Below are 20,619 nucleotides of genomic sequence, written 5' to 3'. Positions count from 1 at the left end.
ATTCTTCCTCTTATCAACCGCTCAACGCGCGGCATCTTTCCATGTGATGGGTGTCAAATAGACAATGTTGTCCTCAGCGCTGACCATCACGTCGCCATCTTGAATATTCACCTGAAGCTTCATCGTGCGGCTTGCCAGTTTTTCCAACGCTTGGGTGTCTGTCTCGGAAAAATTGATCACCTGAAGATTGCCAAACCGGGTGGTGCTGGTGTTGATTTTGTTCCACCAATTTTCGGCGGTTGTGCCACCGTAACTGTAAACAATGACCGCATCAGCTTTGCCGCAAGACTGACGTACGATCTTCTCACTCGGAAGCCCCAATGTGACCCACAACTCGAGCTCATTGCTTAGGCTTTTCTGCCAGATATCCGGCTCATCGTCAGTCGACAGCCCTTTGGTCAGTTCCAGTTGTTCATCGGCGTTCAGGGCAAAAGCAACCAGCCGTACCATCATTCTTTCATCCGTCTCTGACGGATGTTTGGCGACAGTCAGTTTGTGGGTGGCATAGTAGTGACGATCCATATCCGACACGGAAAGTTCAACTTTATAAATAGTGGATTTTTGCGCCATGAACTTATTCCTGGGAAACTACAGATAAGGGTGACTAATCCGCCTGCTGCAATTGTGAAAGCAGATAACAAGCCTCGCGCGGGCAAGAACGCTGTCGACACCCAAAACCTTAGTGGACGTTTTGCACTGCAATTTTGGCCATTTTCAGGATTGCCTCACGGGAGTTGGCAACAGCGATAAAACGGGCGTTGTGGCAAAATTTGGCGCCTTGAACACCGCTCGTCTCTTCAAGCTCCTTGTCTGTCAGGCCAGCCCAAGCGGCGGGCAGATCAGCGCGTTGCTCAAAGGTGTCATTTGACAGCTTGATCCCGTTGAGCGTCCAGTCATCACCGCGTGGATGGATCACAAACAGCATATGCTCTGCTTCTGCCTGGTCGAGGGCCGAGCGGTAAGGCATGCCCATAGGCAGCTCAAGAATGGGCGAGGTGCCTGCGTTGGCGATTGCCTTGATCACAATATCTCGCGACCGGACTTTGGCTGCGAGATTGCGAATCTGGGCTTCGACAAAACTCCGGGCAATGGGCAAAGCCCCAAAGAATGCGTCATCGTCTGCGGTTGGCGATGGGTCGTCAAACACCGGCTTCAAGCTTCCCAACAGGGCTGGTAACGTCAGGATCGACAATGGCCCCGCAACGGACGGCTCCATTGCGCCGTTATCCAAGAGGTCAATTGGCAGCACAAATTTGGCGTCAAACTCAGCATGAATGGCTTCAACGGCATCTTTAGACACGTCCATTTCCGCCAGATACGCCCGCCCGTAATGTGCCCATATAAGCCCAAACGAGCTGAACGGCTGACCATCGCCACGCAGTGGACCGGGCCGTTGGTGGTGATCGAAGATTTGCGCCTCTCCGTCGTAGGTCCCGCCGACATCATAAATGATTTTGTGGGCTGCCGGAGCGATCGATTTCCGATCCCGACTGCGGAGCAACTCCGCCTGAGGAAACAGTCGCGTAAGCACCACGGAGGACAACAGCTCGTCGGCATGGAAGCCGCCAGAATGAGTGACAAGGTGAGTGATCGTCATGGCAGCGTTCCAAAAGGTTGGTCAAAAGGAAAAGGCGACCAGCTTGGTCGCCCTTGGAGGGATATTTAGGGGTGTTTGTCAAACGTATGCACACAGATCAAGGAATATGTTGCAGGATCAATAATACGCTTTGGTGCCTCGGAGGAGGCCGCTTTCCTGCACAAACTTCGCGGAGGATGTTTCCCCCACAAGACGCGCCGGATCTGTCGCGGTTTGCCAGAGCACTTCAGGAGTCCGCCGCCTGTCCCGCCTTTCACTTTCCAGTGTTCCCGATGGACCACAGACGTACTCTCGCAAACGACGCAATTCACCCTCAAAGGCACCGACGCCGCCATGTTTTTCGGGGCAATTTTTGACTCCATCTCCAAACAGGACTCATTTGTTGAGGAAACTGGCCCTATAGAGAATTCCGTGAGTGACCTAGAGTCACTCAATTTAAGCGAGAGCGGCGCAAGATCGCTACACTTAAATGATAAGCCAACTAGGGATTAAATAATGGAAAATGTTGTACTTTTGGCGGTTGATGGGAGTGACGGTTCTGACCGTGCACTGGACCATGCCATTGCCAGAGCGAAGCAAGGCGGGGCCAAAGTGGTCGTTGCCTATGTGATCGAATGGTCGCCATATTCGTTTAACACACCGGAAGAAAACGCGACGCGTCACAAGCGTCGGGAAACTGAAATCGAACGGGCCAATTCCGAGATCGTTGCCCCAGCACTTACCAGGCTGCAAGGCCAGGGACTGGAGTGCGACGGCGTCGTGCGTCACGGTCATCCAGCGGAGACGCTGATAGAGATCGCCAAAGAATTTGGCGCCGCGCAGATTTTGATCGGTCGTCGTGGGCACAGCGGATTGAAATCACTTCTGTTCGGAAGCGTTGCAGGAAACTTGATCCAGACCGCACCTGTGCCGGTCGTTGTCGTTCCCTGATTGATAGAAGCTTTAGTTTCCGGAGGTGCATTATGAAACGCATCCTGTTTTTTCTGTTTACGGCATTGTCGATTGCCGGACCAGCTCATGCTGGAATTGACGAAACCATCAACAACATCACGGCGCCAATTGCGTCCTTTATTGGCACTGTTGTGTTCTTCAAAGTTCCGATCGCCGGTGCAAATCTTCCCCTGGTCGTGCTCTGGCTGGTCATTGGGGCGGTGTTTTTCACTTTTTACATGGGCTTCATCAACCTGCGTGGCTTCAAACACGCCATCGCGCTTGTGCGCGGGGATTATGCAGACCCAAACAGCGCAGGCGAAGTATCGCACTTCCAAGCACTGGCCACAGCTGTGTCCGGCACAGTGGGCATCGGTAACATCGGCGGGGTCGCGGTTGCGGTGACCGTCGGCGGCGCTGGCGCCACCTTCTGGCTGATTGTCGCGGGTTTTCTGGGCATGTCCACCAAGTTTGTCGAATGTACGCTTGGCGTGAAATATCGGAACGAGAACCCAGACGGCTCTGTGTCTGGTGGTCCCATGTATTACCTGACAAAGGGTTTTGAAGAACGCGGCATGGTGGGCTTTGGCAAGTTCATGGGCACGTTTTATGCCATCGGTATCTTTATCGGTGCCCTGGGCATCGGCAACATGTTCCAGTCAAACCAAGCTTATGTGCAGCTGAACACAGTCGCCGGTGGCGCCTTGGACGGCTACGGCTGGCTGGTTGGCCTGATCCTTGCAGCGGTGGTTTTTGCGGTCATCATTGGCGGCATCAAGTCCATCGCTCGCGTGACGGAAAAAGTTGTGCCATTTATGGCTGTCTTTTACTGCGTGTTTGCCATCATCGTGATCCTGATGAATTTTGCCTCGATCCCGGCGGCGATTGGCAACATCTTCTCAGGTGCTTTCACCGGCGAGGGTGTGACCGGCGGTGCCTTGGGCGCGTTGATCATTGGTTTCCAGAGAGCTGTGTTCTCAAACGAAGCAGGTATTGGGTCCGCATCGATTGCACACGCAGCTGTGCGTACAGATGAGCCGGTGACCGAAGGGTATGTGTCTTTGCTGGAACCCTTCATCGACACGATTGTCATCTGTACCATCACCGCGCTAGTTATTGGCACAAGCCAAGTGGCCGACCCCAACTTTGCGGGTGATGCGACAGGTGTGGCCATGACCTCAGCTGCGTTTGAACGTCAGATCAGCTGGTTCCCAGTGCCGCTGGCCTTTGGCGCGCTTCTCTTTGCCTTCTCAACCATGATCTCTTGGTCCTACTATGGCCTGAAAGGTTGGACCTATCTGTTTGGCGAAGATCAGACCCTGCAAACCATCTACAAACTGATCTTCTGCGCGTTTGTGGCTCTGGGCTGCGTCGTGCAACTTGGTCCAATCTTGGATATTTCGGATGCGCTGGTCTTCCTGATCTGTGTGCCGAACATTCTGGGCCTCTACTTCTTGGCACCTGTGGTGAAACGCGAAATGCAGGCTTATGTGGCCAAGCTGGAAAGCGGCGAGATCAAGAAGTTTAAACACTGATCCATCGTCAATAAAAAGAAGTGGCCCTCGCCAGTTGTGGTGGGGGCCATTTATTGTAGGGCAGGTCTTTCCTCAGGTTACAAATTGGTGCTGTATCTCGCGCTCTGCAGAATGCACAAATTCTGTTGGAGCCCCCGAAAGGTCACGGCTGAGTCAGCCCGAATGACCATTGCAGCGCAAGACTGGTGGCCTGCGACCGGAGACTGAGGTTGCGCCTTGGGTCGAGCGTCAGCGTCGCGCACCACGTCGTTCTAGTGTTGCGCCTTAATCCACGCAGCTGCCGCATCACACACCCGTTCCAACTGTGTCGCATGGTCCCCCCCTGTCACCCGTTTGCGGGGCTTTAGGTCATGGTCGCCATCTTCGATCCAAGACAGATTGACCTGGGCTGCCAATTTGTATCCCGCCACCTCCTCACGCGTGCCAAAAGCATCGCGACTACCTTGGCAGATCAACGTCGGGACTTTCAGGCTCGCCAAATGCTCCGTGCGCAGCTTCCCCGGCTTGCCCTGCGGATGAAATGGATAGCCCAGGCACAGCAGCCCACAGACAGCCCCCGAGGCAAACAGATCATCAGCGATCAGGCTGGCAACGCGCCCTCCCATCGACTTTCCGCCAATCACCAATGGCCCGACGCAATCGAGCGCTTCAACCGCCGCACGGAATTCCTCCTGCAATACCTCCATCTTTGGCGGCGGCCGCTTCGGCCCACCGCTACGCCGCGCCGCCATGTAGGCAAATTCAAATCGTGCCACCCGAATGCCGCGCGCAGCCAGGCCTTCTGCAACCATCGTCATAAAAGGCGCGTCCATCGTGGCACCGGCACCATGGGCAAACAGAAACGTCGGGGCCGCAGGCCCTTCCCCTCCCTCAATCAGAAATTCAATCTCAGTCATAAGCCCCCTCCAGACAAACAAAAGGCGCCCGAAGGCGCCCCTTTTTCAATAGCACGTATCTCGGCAACACCCCGACCCCTTAGAATATGGATCGTTTCGATGCCGTCGTAGAGCTCGCCCAGATCCGGTGCAATCGTTCCCCGGTTTCACACCAGCTTCAGTGGGTCCAAACACCCCGACGGTTAGTGGCAAAGTTCTCGCCATAGCCACCCTGACGGATGTTGGCCTTGCGCTTGTGCGGCTCGGTCACTTGCACTTCGATGCCGTTCTCACGCGCGTAATTCACAGCGGCTTCTTTGCTGTCAAACGTCAGGCGCACTTGGCTTTGGGTATCGCCCGAACCAGTCCACCCCATCAACGGGTCAATGTCTTTGGCTTCTGACGGGCCGTAGTCCAACACCCACAGGTGGGTTTTTGCGGCGCCCGAGGACATTGCCGTACGGGCTGGCTGATAGATACGCGCAATCATGATGCTCTCCTTGGCTTGCCGCTTTATCACGGATTCTCAGCCTTCGAGCAAGGGCGCAAACGCAGACAAACCGCCGCAACGTCTGTACAAAATGGTGATTTTCAGTGGGGAAAGCTTGCAAGCAGCCCAGATGCCTGACCTTTCCGCGGGGAGCGAGGGGTGTAGGTGCAGTTTGGACTGGCGACCTTAGTGGGCTGCTTGCTGAGTTAACCATAGCGAGGAAGCCAATCATTTGGCAAGCGCAACATATATTTAATTTCAAGAATTGGTGGAATTTTGTTCTAAAATTACCAACCGACCGGTAATTTCTTACCAAAACCCACACATCGACCGCTACCCAGAGGTAAGTTTACCCCGTTACACACACCGACAGACTGAATGAACAGTCAGTTTTTCTGCGCCCGCGAAGCGCTCTATGCTGCACAGCGGCATCACCCATCTGTCATCTGCCCCACGCATCTGCGCTTTCGCCCTTGCATAAGAACAAAAAGAGACCAAAATCACGCCAACGACTCTTTCTTACACGGGATGCCGCGATGAGTGATGCAACCAACCTGCCCCAGATGGCCGATCGCGCGGCCCAACGCCGCCCCAAGCTTGAGGGTGGCAAGCGCATTGTCATGCACACCGAGTTTGAACCGGCCGGCGATCAACCCACCGCGATTGCCGAACTCACCGCAGGCATCGCTGACGGTGAGCGCAATCAAGTGCTGCTCGGCGCCACCGGCACCGGCAAAACCTTCACCATGGCCAAGGTGATTGAACAAACCCAGCGCCCCGCCATCATTCTCGCGCCCAACAAAACCCTCGCCGCGCAGCTTTATGGTGAAATGAAAGGCTTCTTCCCGGAGAACTCGGTGGAGTACTTCGTCAGCTTCTATGACTACTACCAGCCCGAAGCCTATGTGGCGCGCTCTGACACCTTCATCGAGAAGGAAAGTCAGATCAACGAACAGATCGACCGCATGCGCCACTCCGCCACCCGCTCGCTTTTGGAGCGCGATGACGTGATCATTGTGGCCTCGGTGTCCTGCATCTACGGCATCGGCTCGGTGGAAACCTACTCCGCCATGACGCTCGATCTCAAAGCCGGCGGCGAATACGACCAACGCCAAGTCATCAATGATCTTGTCGCCCAACAATACCGCCGCAACGATGCCGCTTTTCAGCGTGGCTCTTTCCGCGTGCGCGGCGACAGTCTGGAAATCTTCCCGGCCCACCTCGAAGATCGCGCCTGGAAACTCTCTTTCTTTGGCGAAGAACTGGAAAGCATCACCGAATTCGACCCGCTGACCGGCGAAAAAACCGGCACGTTTGACCAAGTCCGCGTCTACGCCAACAGCCACTACGTCACGCCCAAACCCACCCTCACCCAAGCCATCATCAACATCAAGAATGAGCTGCGCACGCGCCTCGATCAACTGGTCGACGAAGGCAAACTGCTCGAAGCCCAACGGCTGGAGCAGCGCTGCACCTTTGACCTGGAAATGATGGAGGCGCAGGGCTTCTGCAACGGCATCGAAAACTATTCGCGCTATCTCACCGGCCGCGCTCCGGGCGAGCCGCCCCCCACCCTGTTTGAATTTATCCCTGACAACGCCATTGTCTTTGCGGATGAAAGCCATGTCTCCGTGCCGCAAATTGGCGGCATGTATCGCGGCGACTACCGACGCAAATTTACCCTGGCCGAACACGGCTTCCGTCTGCCGTCCTGTATGGACAACCGCCCGCTGAAGTTTGAGGAATGGGACGCCATGCGGCCCCAGTCGGTCTTTGTCTCTGCCACGCCTTCCGCCTGGGAGTTGGAGCAAGCCGGCGGCGTCTTTGCCGAACAGGTCATCCGGCCCACGGGCCTACTGGAACCCGTGATCGAAATCCGCCCGGTGGAAATGCAAGTCGACGATCTGCTGGACGAGGTGCGCAAAGTCACAGCTGAAGGCTTCCGCACATTGGTCACCACGCTGACCAAACGCATGGCCGAAGACCTCACCGAATACCTGCACGAACAGGGCATCAAGGTGCGCTACATGCACAGTGACATCGACACGCTGGAGCGCATTGAAATCCTGCGCGATTTACGTCTGGGCGCCTTTGACGTGCTGATCGGCATCAACCTGCTGCGCGAGGGGCTGGATATCCCCGAATGTGGCCTTGTGGCCATTCTGGACGCCGACAAGGAGGGCTTTTTGCGCTCCGAAACCTCCTTGGTGCAAACCATCGGCCGCGCCGCGCGCAACGCCGAGGGCCGCGTGATCATGTACGCCGACCGCATCACCGGCTCCATGGAACGCGCCATGGGCGAGACCGAGCGCCGCCGCGCCAAGCAGATCGCTTACAACGAAGAGCACGGCATCACCCCCCAGACTGTGAAAAAGAACGTCGAGGATGTGTTGTCCGGTCTCTACAAAGGTGACACCGATCAATCTCGCGTCACCGCCACCATTGACAACCCGCTGCACGGCGCCAATCTGGAGGCGGTGCTCGACGGGTTGCGTGACGACATGCGCAAAGCCGCCGAGAACCTGGAGTTCGAAGAAGCCGCCCGACTGCGCGATGAGGTCAAACGTCTGGAGGCCGTGGATTTGGCCGTCGCCGATGACCCCATGGCCCGGCAATACGCGATCAAGGCCGCGGAAGAGAAAGCCACCAAAAGCCGTGGCCGCTCTATGGCTGGTCGGGCTGGGCAACGCGGTGGTAATGTGAAGCGGCGGGGGCGGTGAACGCAACAGAAAGGCCCGCGCCTTGTTCCGGGCCAATCGGCCCGGCGAAAGCGTTTTGAATTCTGGACAGACTGCCAAGGCGCGCGCTAGCGTGCCTACATGCATAAATTGAATGATACTGCGGGTCGTCGTGGACGCTGAATATCAAATAATAAGTTCCGATATTGCGCTTCATGGCGCTGACGGATTTGGACCGCTCACACATAAATCCAAGCTTGCGCTAGAGAATTGGAACGAAGCCAAACAACTCGAAGGGGCTGCGTGGTCCATCCTCAAACCTGTGCCGGAGGTCCCGATCCTGCAATTAGAGGGTGTGACACCAGCGCCGCCGTCAGTTGTGATCATCAACAGCGAACTGATCTTTGTTCAAAGCAACGGAGTGCCCGCCGAGTCGCCTCTGGCAGACGCACTGGAGCTTGCGCCAATCGAATTCTTGCTGAAAGGCGGCGGCAAAAAACCAAAATGGGAGGCGCAGTATTTCGCTGGCGCACCCAAGCTCCATTCTGAGAACACGGATCAGTGGGTTGATTTCGAGAGATCCAGCTTTTCGATTGTGGACAGCGTGTCTCTTCACAAATACAAGCCTCCGCAGCAATCAGGCCAAAGGCAGCAATTCATAAATTGGCGCCACACCAGAGAAGCCATCGCTGTTCCCATACTCGACCGTCTTTACCCAGATACGCTGGCTCTATTGCTAGGTGTATCACCCAACCTCTTCGAACTGGACGGCAAACTCTACCTACGACTAGGCGGGGACGCCTCTGAAATCTCTGGATATGAATTCGGTGGTCCCGCTATTGTCGTGACACATCCTGATGTTGGATAAGGCATCACCGCGAAAGACCGGAAAAAAAACGGAGAGACCTCGTGAAACGTGCCACAACCGTCCTGATTGTCGCCTACCTGATCCTCTTTGTCTGGGCTTGGTTTGACACGCATAGCCTCGCGCCGGAGGACGGTCGTGGCCTCATGCTTCAGTTTGTGTTGATATTTGCAGCCATCACAGCGGCATTTCTTGTGCCAGCAACGCTGCTGACTTGGAAGGACCGGGCCCCGAAAACTGCGCTCACCCTAGCACTATGCCCTGCCGCGCTTTTCACTTTAGCAACGGTCGCCACCGTGCTTTGACCATGCGCGCACTCCTGATCCCTGCCCTCTTCCTCGCCTCGCCAGCCACCGCTTGGGAAGCCACAACGTTGCCCATCTGCACCCTCACCTATGAGACCGAAGAGGCCCACACCCACCTCACTTACGACCCAGGCAAACCGCTCTACACCCTCGCGATCACCCAAAAATCCGCGCCATGGCAGCCCACCCCATGGTTCGCCATGCGCTTCATCGGTCCCAACGAAATCGCCATCTCCACGCCTGAGCACGCGTTCTCAAACAACAATCAGACGCTCAACGTCGCGGACAGAGGCTTTGGCAATGTGCTCGACGGGCTGCAATTCAACGCAGCGGCGCTGGCCTTCACCGAAGCCCAAACCGTAACCATCCCGCTCGAGGGCGCGGCGCCAGAGGTGCAAAAATTCCGCACCTGCGCCGCCGCGCAACTCAGCTAGGTTTACGCCTTATACCCCTCAGACGCCTCATAATACGTCTCAAACCCAATCCGCTCCCGCACCTCTGCAAACGACATCAGCGCGCTGTCCTGCACCTTGTCCGCCTTCAGCTCGGCCAGGGTCTCCACCACCTGCTGCATCACCGCAGACAACAACGTCAACGGATAAGCCGCGATGTTAAACCCCATGTCACGCAGCTCGGTCTGAGGCAGGATCGGCGTATCGCCGCCTTCCAGCATGTTGGCCATCAACAGCCCTGGCGTTTCCTCACAAATCAAGCGCATCTCATCCACGCTCTGCGGTGCCTCGACAAAAATGATGTCCGCGCCCAGCTCAAAGAACCGCTGCGCCCGGTCAATCGCCTCGCCCAACCCATGCGCCTTGCGCGCGTCTGTTCGGGCCAGGATCAGCACATCCTCTTCTTCGCGCGCATCCACCGCTGCCTTAATGCGATCAAACGCCACCTCACGCTCCACCACCGCTTTGCCCGGCGTATGGCCACAGCGTTTTGGTGCCACCTGATCCTCAATCATCACCGCCGCCGCCCCGGCCCGCGCCAGACCTTTCACGGTGCGGATCACATTCATCGCATTGCCGTAGCCCGTGTCGCCATCGGCCACAAACGGCAGGCTAGTCGCCTCTGAAATGTTGCGCACATGGTCCACCACCTCGCCATAGCTCATCAGCCCCAAATCCGGCATGCCAATGCGCGAGGCCGAGGCGGCAAAGCCCGACATGAATGTCATGTCAAATCCCGCCTGCTCAATCAGCTTGGCAGACAGCGCATCATAACAACACGGCGCTACCACCAGTTCTTTCTGCTCCAAAAGCGAGCGCAGACGGGCCGCGCGCAGGTTGCGCCCCTCGTTGGGCGCAATGCGAACTGTATTTGTCATTGTCACTGTCCTTTTGCTCAGCGGGCCAATTCATAGGGAATATAGAGCGCCAGCGCGGGCCAGAACCACAACAGCACCGCGACCGCCAACATGATCGCCGCAAACGGCAACGCGCCTTTCGCGACCTCCTGCAACCGCGCATTGGCCACCGCTTGGATGACAAACAGGTTCATCCCCACGGGCGGCGTAATCAGCGCGGTCTCAATCAGCACCACAAAGAAAATGCCAAACCAGATTGGATCAATCCCGATGTTAAGCACCGCCGGCAGAAGCACCGGCACCATAATGAGCAACATCGACAGGCTCTCCAAAAAGAACCCCATGAACAGCAGCACTAGGCCGACTGCGAGAATGAACAGGCTTGGGTTGGAGATGTTCTCTGTCAAAAACGCGCTGATCGACTGTGGGATCAGATAGAGCGTGATCGCATAGGAAAACACCTTGGCCCCCGCCACAATGATCAACACCATCACCGAAGTTCGCAGAGAGCCTTCCACCGCCTCCCGCAGCTTGGCCCAATCCATGCGCCCCATGGCAAACGTCATGATCAGCGCAATCACAAAGCCCAGCCCCGCGCTTTCTGACGGTGTCGCAATCCCAGTGTAGATCGAGCCAACAATCGCCACCGCCAACGCCACGGTTGGCAGCGCCATCAGCGAGGCCCGCCCACGCGTGCCCCAATCCGTCTTGGCAATTGGTTGATAGGCACCAGAGAAACGCGAAAACAACATCCCGTAGACAATGAACGCGCCCGCCAAAAACAACCCCGGCCCAATGCCTGCGAGGAACAGCGTCGGGATCGAGCTTTCCGTCACCACGCCATAAATGATCAGCGGGATCGACGGCGGGATCAAAATGCCCAAGGTGCCACCCGCCGCCAACATGCCGTAGACAAACGGTTTGTCATAGCCACGCTTGGACATCTCCGGGATCGCCACAGTGCCAATGGTCGCTGCCGTCGCCACCGAAGAGCCGGAAATCGCGGAGAACAAGGTGCAGGACAAGATTGTCGCGACGCCCAACCCACCGGGCCAATGCCCGACCCAGCTCTGCACCGCCGCATACAAATCGCGCCCCACCCCACCTTTCAGCAAAACATTGGACATCAACAAAAACATCGGCACAGCCAGCAGTTCAAAGCTGTCCATCGAGCCATGCAGGCGCTGCGGCACCGCCACCAACGGCAGGCCTTTGAGGCCCAACAGGATCACACCCAGCCCGCCCAGTGCAAAGGCCACCGGCGTGCGCAACAACAAAAGCGCCATCAACGCCACAAGAATAAAAACCGCTTCCATCAGTGTGCGCTCCCCATCACGTCATCCTTGGGCAAAGGTTCCGCCCAAACGCGATAAAGCTGCGCCGCGCCTTGCAACATCAACAAAGCACTGCCCGCCCAAACCGGAGCGTGGGTGATCATCTTGGGTGGCGCGAGATAAGTATCTGTTGTGTGCCCGGCCATTGTCGCCTTCAACCAAAGCTGAAAGCCAAAATAACAAGCCGTACCCGCAAAAATGAACAGAATTATGATGGCCAAAGTCTCCGCCAAACGGCGCCAGACTGTATTCGGATTGCTCAGCAGCACATCAATCGTGACCATCTCACGGTGCTTCAGCACATAAGCCGCGCCAAGATACACCACCCAGACCTGCAGCACCCGGCTGATCTCATCCACCCAAATGGTGGGCGCGTTAAACACGTAACGCATCAGCACTTCAAACGTGATGAAAAAGCCGACGGCAAACAGAGTCCAGGCACATAGCTTGCCTGTAAATTCAGTGATACCATCAATGATCCGGATGATCATTGGCCACTCCTTGCTTTGAATTTTCGCGGGGAAACAAAAAAGGGAAAGCCACCGCTATTGGCAGCCTTCCCAAAGTCTTAGTTGGTCATCGCGGCTTTCACAGCGGACACAGCAGCCGCGCCGGTGTCACCGGTTTCTTCAACAAACCGATCCACAACGCTGGCCGTCGCGCTCACCCATGCCGCACGCTGCTCAGCGGTCAACTCTGTCACGGTCATGTTGGCCTTCATCTCATCAACTGTTGTGGCTTCCTCAGCATAAATCTGATCCCGAAGCTTCTGCTCCACTTCCGCAGCAGCCGCGTCGATGATCGCTTTGTGCTCGTCAGACAGGCCTTCATAGACATCATTGTTCATCACCGCGACAAACTCGATCGCGCTGTCAAAGGTCAGGGTCATCTGATCCATCACTTCAAACAACTTGCGAGATTTCACCGCCGACGCGCCAGTCATGCCCACATCCACAGCACCCTGCTGGTAGGCCAAGAACTGTTTGGAACCAGACATCAACGTTGGCGCGCCGCCCAATTCCTGAACGGTCCAACCATGAACCTTGCCGTAGGTACGGACTTTTTTGTCTGCGATGTCAGCCGGTTCCACAATTGCGTCGCCGTTGGTCAGATACACGTTCCGCCCAAACGCCTGCCACCACAGAATACGGTTGTTGGTCTCTTTCAGGATCGCCGCATCCAATGTGGCGCGCATGTCAGACCCCGGCGCCACGGCCGCACGGATGTGCGCTTCGTCAGCAAAGATAAACGGGATCGACACGACGTCCACCGCAGGCACGGAACCCGCAAAACGACCAATGAACGCAGAGCCTGCTTCAACAGCACCACTGCCCACGGCACCCGGCACTTCTTTGTCTTTGAAAAGCTGTGCGGACGGGAACAGTTGGATTTCCAGCGCACCGCCGGATTTCTCTTCGACGATGTTGGCAAAGTCCTGCCAGTTTTGTCCCAAAGAATGGGTTTCCGGCAGCTGCAAAGTTACCCGAATGGTCTCCGCAAAGCTTGCAACCGGTGCAACGCTCACAAGTGCAGCTGTCGCGGCTGCTGCGATCCAATGTTTCATGATTTCCTCCCAAAAATCTCTATAAATACAATTCAAGCCTAGGTGACGCTCGGGAAACCGGGTCACGTTTTTAGACACGTTCCGAAACACCCGCGCAACAGTGTTTCGCTTTCTGGTCAAGAAATAGGACCAAACGGTCAATTTTTGGACTGCAAGGAAATTTGCTTTCGCTGTATACAGTTACAACGACGGAAGGGATCAACATTGGACGACGCCGACAAACGCATTTTACGTGCCATTCAGGAACAACCTGAGCTTACAATGCGCGAGCTTGGCGAGGTCACCGGATTGAGCCACACCCCGTGCTGGCGCCGCCTCAAACGCCTGCGCGAAGACGGCTACATCACTGAAAAACGGTATGTTTTGGACGCGCAGAAGCTTGGCTTTGACATTGTCGCGTTCTGTTTGGTGAAACTGCAACTGCACACGCAGGAGTCCTTGGAAGAGTTTGAGACTGCTGTTGAGTTTCTTCCTGAGGTGGTGGAATGCTACTCCGCCACCGGCGATCAGGACTACATCCTCAAGGTATTGGCGCTCAGCGTGCGGGATTATGAAGAAACCATCAAACAGCGCCTGCTCAAGCTGCCGCACATTGGATCCATCCGCACCAGCCTCGCGCTCAACGAAATCAAAAACACACCTGACGTGCCGGTCTAACGCCCCGGCCCGTCCGTACGACGCTCAACCTATCACTGCAAATTACCTGTTGGCCGCATTGGCCCGACACCACGCCAGCGCTCGCCCACTCAGCAACGGTGCCAACTTGGTCTCCACGTGCTGATGATAGGTGGCCAACCAATCAATCTCTGCCGCTGTCAGCGCGTCAAAATCCAACATTTCGGTCATGATCGGCACCCATGTCAGATTGCGAAACCCAAAGAAGCCATTTTCTTCTTCGACGATCTCAAACAAGTTCTCAATCCGGATACCATAGAGCCCCGCAACATAATGCCCCGGCTCAATCGACATCACCATACCGGGCACCAGATCCACTTCGCTGACTGGCTTGCCAATTCGCTGCGGATGCTCATGCACCGACAGCCGATGGCCAATCCCGTGGCCCGTGCCGTGGTCATAATCCAACCCTAAGTCCCACAATGGGCGACGGCAAATTGCATCGATATGATGGCCCTGCGTGCCGCGTGGAAACTTCAACGTGGCCAGCGCGTAAAACGCTTTGAACACCGCCGTATAGGCTTGATCGTAGCCTGCGGGCCGCTGCCCAAAGGCAAAGCTGCGGGTGATATCCGTTGTGCCGGTTTCATACTGCCCACCGCTGTCCAGTAAATACGGTGCCTCCGGCAATATCTCCGCGTCGCGTATCTCCGTGGTGGCGTAATGGCACATAGCGGCATTGCCGCCCGCCGCCGAGATTGTGTTGAAACTCTCGCTCAGGAAACTCCCGCTTGCCTGACGCAACGCCTGCACTTCCGCTTCCGCCTCACTTTCACGCAGCGGATCACCCGCCGCTGCTCGCGCCGGCACCGTCTCGGCCAACCAGGCGGAAAACTCCGTCACCGCCACGCCATCCTGAATATGACAAGCGCGCATACCTTCCAACTCAACTGCATTCTTCAGTGTTTTCAGGTAGGTCAGATGACTGGTGCGCCGGTCAATTTTTGCGCCAATATTCTCCAGCGCCAAACACACAGCAACCGGCGAAAACTCCGGGTCCACCAAGACCTTCTGCCAGGTTTTCACCGACGCGCGGACAAACGGGAGGAAGCCATGCGGCGGCACCACACAGATGTTTTCCGGCAGCGTGGCCGCCAAATCTGCCGGCAATTTTTCTGGCTCGACAAACCACGTCACCGCGCCAGTGTCCGACACCAGCATAAAGGACTGCGGGATTGGCAAAAACGGCACATCGTCGCCCCGCACATTCAGACACCAGGCAATGTTGTCAGGCTGCGTTTCCACATGAAACTGCGCCTGCTCTTGCGCCATAAAGGCCGTCAGTTCCGCAACCTTTTCTAACGTGGCACGTCCGGCAAATTGCAGCGGCATGGCTGTCACTTGTCCCATTGGCGAAGATGGCTGTTCGTCCCAAATGAAGTCCACCGGATTGTCATTCTGCGCCGCCAGCTGCGCACCTTTTTCAGTCAACGCATCGGCAAACCGATCGTACCAGCTCGGCGGCAAATGCATCGCATCAAACCCAATCCGCCACCAGTCTCCGGCATGATCTGCCAGCCAATCCTCCGGCGGTTCCTCAAACAGGTGATGGAAAGAAAACACCGCGCCCAGGCACTCTTCCCGCACCTGAACGCTGTACCGCCCATCCACAAACATCGCGACCTCATCCATGGTCACAATCGCCATGCCAGCTGAGCCCGAAAATCCGGTCACATATTGCAACCGCTCGTCATGCGGCGCGACATACTCGCCCTGGTGCGCGTCATATCTTGGCAGAATGAACGCATCCAACCCACGCACACGCATCTCTGCGCGCAACGCCGTCACCTGCGGCGGAACGCCCCCCATCACACAATCAGGCATGCTGGTTGACCTCCTCGGCAAGGTGACAGGCCACTTCGCCCCGCCCCTCCAAGACCCGCAGCACAGGCACAACCGTCCGGCATTGCGCCGTCACATGACGACACCGCACATGGAACGGACAGCCAGACGGCACGTTCAGCGGCGAGGGCAGTTCCCCCTCCAGCTGGATTGCAGCGCCTTTGTCGTCCGGATCCAATGAGGGCGCCGCGCTCAACAAAGCCTGCGAATAGGGGTGTGACGGCGCCGAAAACAACGTCTCACTGTCGCCAATCTCCACAATCCGCCCCAGATAGATCACCGCCACGCGATTGGACACATGCCGCACCAATCGCAGATCATGCGCCACAAACAGGATTGTCAAATTCAGCCGATCTTGCAGCTCCAACAACAGGTTCACCACCTGCGCCTGCACCGACACATCCAAGGCTGAAACCAGCTCATCCGCGATCAACACTTCCGGCTCCACCGCCAAGGCCCGCGCAATGGCAATCCGCTGCCGTTGCCCGCCAGAAAACTCATGTGGCAGTTTATCCGCCGCATCCTGCGGCAGCCGCACCAGTTCCAACAATTCCGCAACCCGAGCGGCAATCTCGCTCTCAGGTCGCATCTGATGCACCCGCAGCGCTTCCGCCAGAATGTCCCCCGTGGACATGCGGGGATTCAGCGACGAATACGGGTCCTGAAACATCATCTGAACACGGCGATTGTAGCTGCGATCTTTACGTGCCGCCGCGCCAAAAATGTTCTCATCCTCAAAGTGGATCTGGCCACTTGTGGGCGCATACAGCCGCACAATACAGCGCGCCAAGGTCGACTTGCCACAGCCGGATTCCCCAACCACACCAAGGGTCTCCCCTTGTTTCAACTCAAGGCTCACCCCATTGAGCGCGTTGACAGATTTCCCCGGCTTACGCTGCACCACATCCAGCAGGCTGCGCGACACTGGAAATGACAAATGCAGGTCGTCGATTTTCATCACGGTCTGGGTCATGCGGCGTCTTCTTGTGTGGCTGGAAGTGGATGGAAACAGGCCGTCTGCCGCCCCGGAGCAATGTCCTGCAACGTGGGCCGCGCGGTCTGGCAGGCTGGGCCTGCCGCCTGACACCGCGGCGCAAAAGCGCAGCCTTCAGGTAAGGAAAACAGGCTGGGCGGCGTGCCTGGCACCGAATAGAGCTGCGTACGCGGCGGCACATCTTGCGGCACCGAACGCATCAAGCCTTCGGTATAGGGATGGCGCGGCGTGCGCAAAACCTGACGCACCGCGCCCTGCTCAACCACCCGTCCCGCATACATCACCGACACCGTGTCACAAGTCTGCGCCACAACCCCAAGGTCATGTGTCACCAGCACAACGCCCATCGACATTTCATCCGCCAGCTTCAGAATCAAATCGAGGATCTGCGCCTGAATGGTCACGTCCAGCGCCGTGGTTGGCTCGTCCGCCAGCAACAGCTTTGGGCTCGCCGCGAGGGCAATCGCGATCATCACCCGTTGCCGCATGCCGCCGGAAAACTGGTGCGGATATTCTTCCAGTCGCGTCGCCGCTGCCGGAATGCCGACGTGATCCAGCATCTCTATCGCCCGATCCCGCCGCGCCCGACGCCCCAAATCCGTATGCGCCGTCAACGTTTCTTTGATCTGCGTGCCCACGGTCAGCAAGGGGTTCAACGAGGTCATCGGCTCTTGAAAAATCATCGCGATCTCCCGACCACGGATCTTGCGCAATTGCCGCTCTGACATGGTGGTCAGCTCCTGCCCCTGCCAGCGCACCGAGCCGCTCACTTCGCCATAGTGCCGCGCCAAGCCAAGGATAGAGCGCAGCGTCACACTCTTGCCAGAGCCACTTTCCCCCACAAGCCCCTGCACCTGACCTTTGCCCAGCGCAAAGCTCACATCGCGCACCGCAGGGAGGGCGGTGCCGCCTCGGCTAAAGGTGGTGCAGAGGTTCTCTACTTCCAAAATTGGGTGATCTGTCATTGTCTTTTCCCTCACCCACGTGGCCGCAAAAGGTCAGCCAAGCCATCGCCAATCAGCGAGAAACCCAGTCCCGTGATCACAATCGCAATCCCCGGCATCAGGCTCAGCCACCACGCGGTAGTGATAAAGTTGCGCCCCTCGGCAATCAGCACGCCCCATTCGGCCTGTGGCGGTTGTGCCCCCAAGCCGAGGTAGCCCAGCGACGAGCCCAACAGGATCGCCAGCGCCATATCGGTCATCCAATAGACAATCACCGGTGTGATCGCATTGGGCAGCAGATGGCGAAAAATGATGCGTCGGTCGGAATAGCCCATGACGATCCCGGCGCTGGCGTAGTCATTGCCCATCTGCGCAATCACTTCCGCCCGCATCAGCCGCGCATAGTAGACCCAGCCGACCAGAGTGATCGCGATATACATATTGATCAGCCCCGGCCCCAACACAGCCACAACCGCGATGACCAGCACCAGAAACGGGAAGGTGATAACCGCATCCACAACCCGGCCAAAAATCATGTCAGCCACGCCGCGGTAATAGCCCACCAAGGCCCCAACAGTGACACCAATGGTCAGCGCAAACACCGTGGCCAAAATCGCCATCTGCATGTTCACCGTATAGGCGTGGATCACACGCGACAGCGCATCCCGCCCCAGCATGTCGGTGCCAAATGGATGGGCCCAGCTTGGCGGCTGACGCACCGCCAGATAGTCAATGAAGTTAGGGTCATACGGTGAAAAAAGGCCTGGAAACAGCGCCAGCAGCGCCGAGCACCCAATGATCACCGCCCCAATCAGGAACCCCGGCTTGCGCAAGGCAATCTGTACCCGTGTCTGGGGCGCATCAGATGTTTTTGCAGACGTCACAGCAGCATCACTCATGTCAGGCGCATCCTTGGGTCAAGCAGGCTTTGGAACAGGTCGGTCAGCAGGAACACAATCGACACCAGAACAGCAAAGGTCAGCGTCAGCCCCTGAATAAGCGGGTAATCGCGGGCAAAAATTGCCTCCAGCATCAACCGCCCCAAACCCGGCACCGCAAACACGGTCTCGGTCACCAGGGTGCCGCTCATCAGGTTGCCAATCGACAGGCCCAAAAGCGTGATCGTGGAAATCAGCGCATTGCGCAGCACATGGCGTCCCAGGATCAACCGGTTGGGCAGCCCTTTGGCCCGCGCAAACTGCACATACTCCGCATCCAGCACTTCGATAATGGCGGCGCGCAAGTTCCGCATGATGATCGCAGACGTATAAAGCGCAACCGTCATTGCAGGCAGGAAGAGGTAGTGTATCTGCCCCCAAAAGCCTTCACCACTGCCCCCAACAGGGAACCAACGCAGCTTCGCGGCGAGAAAGGTCAGCAGGATCAAACCGATGTAAAATACTGGCATCGACAAGCCGACCTGAAAAACGGTGCGGATCACTGTGTCAGGCCACTTGCCCCGGTTGAGCGCCGCGACAAAGGCCAGTGGCCCAGCAATCATCAGCGACAGAGACACCGCAAAAAGTGCAAGGAACCCTGTTGTTGGCAGCCGATCAATGATCACGTCGGACACAGACGTGCGCATCATGATCGATTGCCCAAGGTCGCCTTGCAAAGTGTTTGTGAAGAACAGCCAAAACTGCACCAGCAGCGGGTCATTCAGGCCAAGCTTATCCCGGATCACTGCCAAATCGGCGTCCGAGGCTTTGTCGCCTGCTATTGCGATGGCTGGGTCGCCCGGCAGCAGCCGGACCAAAAGAAAGATGATGATCATCACAAGCACAAATGTGGGGATCATCAGCGCGAGGCGCTTCAGAACATATTGCAGTCCGGCCATGGGTATTTTCCAGTTAAGTTACGCGCCGCGGGCCCTCGCCCGCGGCGCGTTGGTCGCTTACTTGCTCACAGTGGCACGAGAGAAGATGTTGGCACCCAGAGGGGTCTGAACGTAGCCGTCGACCTCTGTGGAAACCGCCACCGCAAACGGTGTCTCATACATGAACAACAGCGGCGCAGCATCGGCGTAGATCTTCTGCATGTCCGCATATTGTTGCGCCCGAGCCGCTTGGTCCATTTCCGTGCCGGAAGCCTCAAAGAGCGCGTTGAACTTGTCGCTCTCCCAGCCGGTGCCAACCGCATTGCGCACTGGAGAATAGCCCAACCAGCCGGTGACCTGGCTTGGATCGTTCACATCGTCCACCCAGCCATAGGTGTGGATGTCAAACTCACCAGAGCGGTTCTTGGCGCCACGGGTGGCCCCATCCACTTGCTCCACCACCAGCTCGATGCCCAATGGTGCCCACATCTGTTGCAGCGCGGCAAAGATGGTTGCGTCATCAGACGAGCCCGCCAGCGTGGTCAATGTGACCTTGGTTCCGGCTTCAATCCCCGCCTCTTTCACCAACGCCATGGCTTTGTCCATGTCGTAGGAATACAGATCCAGCTTGGAGGCCAGACGTGTAGAGGAGGACATCAGCGGTGCGGTCATTGGCTGACCCGCGCCTTGCAGAACCAGGCCAATCAACGCGTCTTTATTGGTCGCATAGTTGACCGCCTGACGCACCCGCACATCGTTCAGTGGGTTGGCAGAGCCATCCGCACGAGTCTCACGGGTGTTGATTGGCGAATAGATGATCCGTGTCGACGGATAGAGGTTCATGTTGATCGCCGGATCGGCGTCCA

At 57.1% G+C, this 20,619-nt stretch carries 21 protein-coding genes; 7 read left to right on the top strand and 14 right to left on the bottom strand.

All coding sequences use genetic code 11. The features are described 5' to 3' along the window. Positions 1-21: 21 nt before the first annotated feature. Both QZ517_RS05605 and QZ517_RS05600 read right to left on the bottom strand, forming a co-directional pair. Positions 22-570 carry a YaeQ family protein gene (locus tag QZ517_RS05605; RefSeq protein ID WP_294223446.1) on the bottom strand — a complete coding sequence of 183 codons (549 nt, stop codon included), beginning with the start codon at positions 568-570 and terminating at the stop codon, positions 22-24. 109 nt (positions 571-679) lie between these two features. Then, on the bottom strand, positions 680-1,597 hold the full coding sequence (locus tag QZ517_RS05600) for an MYG1 family protein (RefSeq protein ID WP_294223442.1): 918 nt from the start codon (positions 1,595-1,597) through the stop codon (positions 680-682). A gap of 495 nt (positions 1,598-2,092) precedes the next feature. Between QZ517_RS05600 and QZ517_RS05595 the strand changes: the two genes are divergently transcribed. Next, positions 2,093-2,527 (top strand): universal stress protein, encoded by a 435-nt coding sequence (locus QZ517_RS05595; RefSeq protein ID WP_294223439.1) that lies wholly within the window; start codon positions 2,093-2,095, stop codon positions 2,525-2,527. A 32-nt stretch (positions 2,528-2,559) separates the two neighbouring features. Beyond that, a complete protein-coding gene (locus QZ517_RS05590) occupies positions 2,560-4,062 on the top strand; it encodes an alanine/glycine:cation symporter family protein (RefSeq protein WP_294223436.1) in 1,503 nt (500 codons plus the stop codon). A gap of 251 nt (positions 4,063-4,313) precedes the next feature. Here the strand turns inward: QZ517_RS05590 and QZ517_RS05585 are convergent, their stop codons facing one another. Beyond that, positions 4,314-4,958, bottom strand: coding sequence for an alpha/beta family hydrolase (locus QZ517_RS05585; protein ID WP_294223433.1), 645 nt, complete (start codon positions 4,956-4,958; stop codon positions 4,314-4,316). A gap of 157 nt (positions 4,959-5,115) precedes the next feature. Further along, positions 5,116-5,427: an ETC complex I subunit gene (locus QZ517_RS05580; RefSeq protein ID WP_294223430.1), complete on the bottom strand. Its 312-nt coding sequence runs from the start codon at positions 5,425-5,427 to the stop codon at positions 5,116-5,118. 536 nt (positions 5,428-5,963) lie between these two features. Here QZ517_RS05580 and uvrB point away from each other — a divergent pair. The 4 genes from uvrB to QZ517_RS05560 all read left to right on the top strand — a co-directional run bounded on the left by uvrB (position 5,964) and on the right by QZ517_RS05560 (position 9,709). Then, positions 5,964-8,147 (top strand): excinuclease ABC subunit UvrB, encoded by a 2,184-nt coding sequence (uvrB, locus tag QZ517_RS05575; protein ID WP_294223427.1) that lies wholly within the window; start codon positions 5,964-5,966, stop codon positions 8,145-8,147. A gap of 112 nt (positions 8,148-8,259) precedes the next feature. Then, complete coding sequence (locus tag QZ517_RS05570) at positions 8,260-8,973, top strand: hypothetical protein (protein WP_294223424.1); 714 nt, start codon at positions 8,260-8,262, stop codon at positions 8,971-8,973. 41 nt (positions 8,974-9,014) lie between these two features. After that, the gene (locus QZ517_RS05565) at positions 9,015-9,275 is read left to right on the top strand and encodes a hypothetical protein (protein ID WP_283426457.1); all 261 of its coding nucleotides are present in this window, start codon (positions 9,015-9,017) and stop codon (positions 9,273-9,275) included. Positions 9,276-9,277: 2 nt separating this feature from the next. Then, the gene (locus tag QZ517_RS05560) at positions 9,278-9,709 is read left to right on the top strand and encodes a hypothetical protein (RefSeq protein WP_294223419.1); all 432 of its coding nucleotides are present in this window, start codon (positions 9,278-9,280) and stop codon (positions 9,707-9,709) included. Between the two features lie 2 nt (positions 9,710-9,711). Here QZ517_RS05560 and QZ517_RS05555 read toward each other — a convergent pair whose 3' ends face one another. The 4 genes from QZ517_RS05555 to dctP form a co-directional block, all read right to left on the bottom strand. After that, positions 9,712-10,605: an isocitrate lyase/PEP mutase family protein gene (locus tag QZ517_RS05555; RefSeq protein ID WP_294223415.1), complete on the bottom strand. Its 894-nt coding sequence runs from the start codon at positions 10,603-10,605 to the stop codon at positions 9,712-9,714. A gap of 17 nt (positions 10,606-10,622) precedes the next feature. After that, positions 10,623-11,900, bottom strand: a complete 1,278-nt coding sequence (locus tag QZ517_RS05550; RefSeq protein ID WP_294223412.1) for a TRAP transporter large permease — start codon at positions 11,898-11,900, stop codon at positions 10,623-10,625. After that, positions 11,900-12,409, bottom strand: coding sequence for a TRAP transporter small permease (locus QZ517_RS05545; protein WP_294223409.1), 510 nt, complete (start codon positions 12,407-12,409; stop codon positions 11,900-11,902). Before QZ517_RS05545 ends, QZ517_RS05550 begins: the two co-directional genes overlap by 1 nt. 77 nt (positions 12,410-12,486) lie before the next feature. Continuing rightward, entirely contained in the window at positions 12,487-13,482 is a 996-nt protein-coding gene (gene dctP / locus QZ517_RS05540) for a TRAP transporter substrate-binding protein DctP (protein ID WP_294223406.1), read from the bottom strand. 204 nt (positions 13,483-13,686) lie between these two features. Here dctP and QZ517_RS05535 point away from each other — a divergent pair, with 204 nt between their 5' ends. Continuing rightward, positions 13,687-14,139 (top strand): Lrp/AsnC family transcriptional regulator, encoded by a 453-nt coding sequence (locus QZ517_RS05535; protein WP_294223403.1) that lies wholly within the window; start codon positions 13,687-13,689, stop codon positions 14,137-14,139. A gap of 42 nt (positions 14,140-14,181) precedes the next feature. Here QZ517_RS05535 and QZ517_RS05530 read toward each other — a convergent pair whose 3' ends face one another. The 6 genes from QZ517_RS05530 to QZ517_RS05505 form a co-directional block, all read right to left on the bottom strand. Beyond that, complete coding sequence (locus QZ517_RS05530) at positions 14,182-15,981, bottom strand: aminopeptidase P family protein (RefSeq protein ID WP_294223400.1); 1,800 nt, start codon at positions 15,979-15,981, stop codon at positions 14,182-14,184. Next, positions 15,974-16,972 (bottom strand): oligopeptide/dipeptide ABC transporter ATP-binding protein, encoded by a 999-nt coding sequence (locus QZ517_RS05525; RefSeq protein WP_294223397.1) that lies wholly within the window; start codon positions 16,970-16,972, stop codon positions 15,974-15,976. The genes QZ517_RS05530 and QZ517_RS05525 overlap by 8 nt, the downstream gene beginning before the upstream one ends. Next, the gene (locus QZ517_RS05520; RefSeq protein ID WP_294223394.1) at positions 16,969-17,958 is read right to left on the bottom strand and encodes an ABC transporter ATP-binding protein; all 990 of its coding nucleotides are present in this window, start codon (positions 17,956-17,958) and stop codon (positions 16,969-16,971) included. The genes QZ517_RS05525 and QZ517_RS05520 overlap by 4 nt, the downstream gene beginning before the upstream one ends. 11 nt (positions 17,959-17,969) lie before the next feature. Beyond that, positions 17,970-18,836, bottom strand: coding sequence for an ABC transporter permease (locus tag QZ517_RS05515; protein ID WP_294223391.1), 867 nt, complete (start codon positions 18,834-18,836; stop codon positions 17,970-17,972). Further along, positions 18,833-19,774 carry an ABC transporter permease gene (locus QZ517_RS05510; protein WP_294223388.1) on the bottom strand — a complete coding sequence of 314 codons (942 nt, stop codon included), beginning with the start codon at positions 19,772-19,774 and terminating at the stop codon, positions 18,833-18,835. Before QZ517_RS05510 ends, QZ517_RS05515 begins: the two co-directional genes overlap by 4 nt. Positions 19,775-19,831: 57 nt before the next feature. Beyond that, positions 19,832-20,619: ABC transporter substrate-binding protein (locus QZ517_RS05505; RefSeq protein ID WP_294223385.1), on the bottom strand; the 788-nt coding region annotated here is incomplete at its 5' end.

Origin of the sequence: uncultured Shimia sp. (assembly GCF_913054185.1) — a bacterium.
In the GTDB taxonomy this organism is placed as follows: domain Bacteria; phylum Pseudomonadota; class Alphaproteobacteria; order Rhodobacterales; family Rhodobacteraceae; genus Shimia.
Note: the sequence above shows the minus strand (reverse complement) of the source record. Positions and strands in the feature narration are given on the sequence as shown.

Bases quoted from the DNA above. Each gene is read 5' to 3' on its own strand.
- QZ517_RS05605 (WP_294223446.1), bottom strand. From the start codon at position 570: ATGGCGCAAAAATCCACTATTTATAAAGTTGAACTTTCCGTGTCGGAT.
- QZ517_RS05600 (WP_294223442.1), bottom strand. From the start codon at position 1,597: ATGACGATCACTCACCTTGTCACTCATTCTGGCGGCTTCCATGCCGAC.
- QZ517_RS05595 (WP_294223439.1), top strand. From the start codon at position 2,093: ATGGAAAATGTTGTACTTTTGGCGGTTGATGGGAGTGACGGTTCTGAC.
- QZ517_RS05590 (WP_294223436.1), top strand. From the start codon at position 2,560: ATGAAACGCATCCTGTTTTTTCTGTTTACGGCATTGTCGATTGCCGGA.
- QZ517_RS05585 (WP_294223433.1), bottom strand. From the start codon at position 4,958: ATGACTGAGATTGAATTTCTGATTGAGGGAGGGGAAGGGCCTGCGGCC.
- QZ517_RS05580 (WP_294223430.1), bottom strand. From the start codon at position 5,427: ATGATTGCGCGTATCTATCAGCCAGCCCGTACGGCAATGTCCTCGGGC.
- uvrB (WP_294223427.1), top strand. From the start codon at position 5,964: ATGAGTGATGCAACCAACCTGCCCCAGATGGCCGATCGCGCGGCCCAA.
- QZ517_RS05570 (WP_294223424.1), top strand. From the start codon at position 8,260: ATGATACTGCGGGTCGTCGTGGACGCTGAATATCAAATAATAAGTTCC.
- QZ517_RS05560 (WP_294223419.1), top strand. From the start codon at position 9,278: ATGCGCGCACTCCTGATCCCTGCCCTCTTCCTCGCCTCGCCAGCCACC.
- QZ517_RS05555 (WP_294223415.1), bottom strand. From the start codon at position 10,605: ATGACAAATACAGTTCGCATTGCGCCCAACGAGGGGCGCAACCTGCGC.
- QZ517_RS05550 (WP_294223412.1), bottom strand. From the start codon at position 11,900: ATGGAAGCGGTTTTTATTCTTGTGGCGTTGATGGCGCTTTTGTTGTTG.
- QZ517_RS05545 (WP_294223409.1), bottom strand. From the start codon at position 12,409: ATGATCATCCGGATCATTGATGGTATCACTGAATTTACAGGCAAGCTA.
- dctP (WP_294223406.1), bottom strand. From the start codon at position 13,482: ATGAAACATTGGATCGCAGCAGCCGCGACAGCTGCACTTGTGAGCGTT.
- QZ517_RS05530 (WP_294223400.1), bottom strand. From the start codon at position 15,981: ATGCCTGATTGTGTGATGGGGGGCGTTCCGCCGCAGGTGACGGCGTTG.
- QZ517_RS05525 (WP_294223397.1), bottom strand. From the start codon at position 16,972: ATGACCCAGACCGTGATGAAAATCGACGACCTGCATTTGTCATTTCCA.
- QZ517_RS05520 (WP_294223394.1), bottom strand. From the start codon at position 17,958: ATGACAGATCACCCAATTTTGGAAGTAGAGAACCTCTGCACCACCTTT.
- QZ517_RS05515 (WP_294223391.1), bottom strand. From the start codon at position 18,836: ATGAGTGATGCTGCTGTGACGTCTGCAAAAACATCTGATGCGCCCCAG.
- QZ517_RS05510 (WP_294223388.1), bottom strand. From the start codon at position 19,774: ATGGCCGGACTGCAATATGTTCTGAAGCGCCTCGCGCTGATGATCCCC.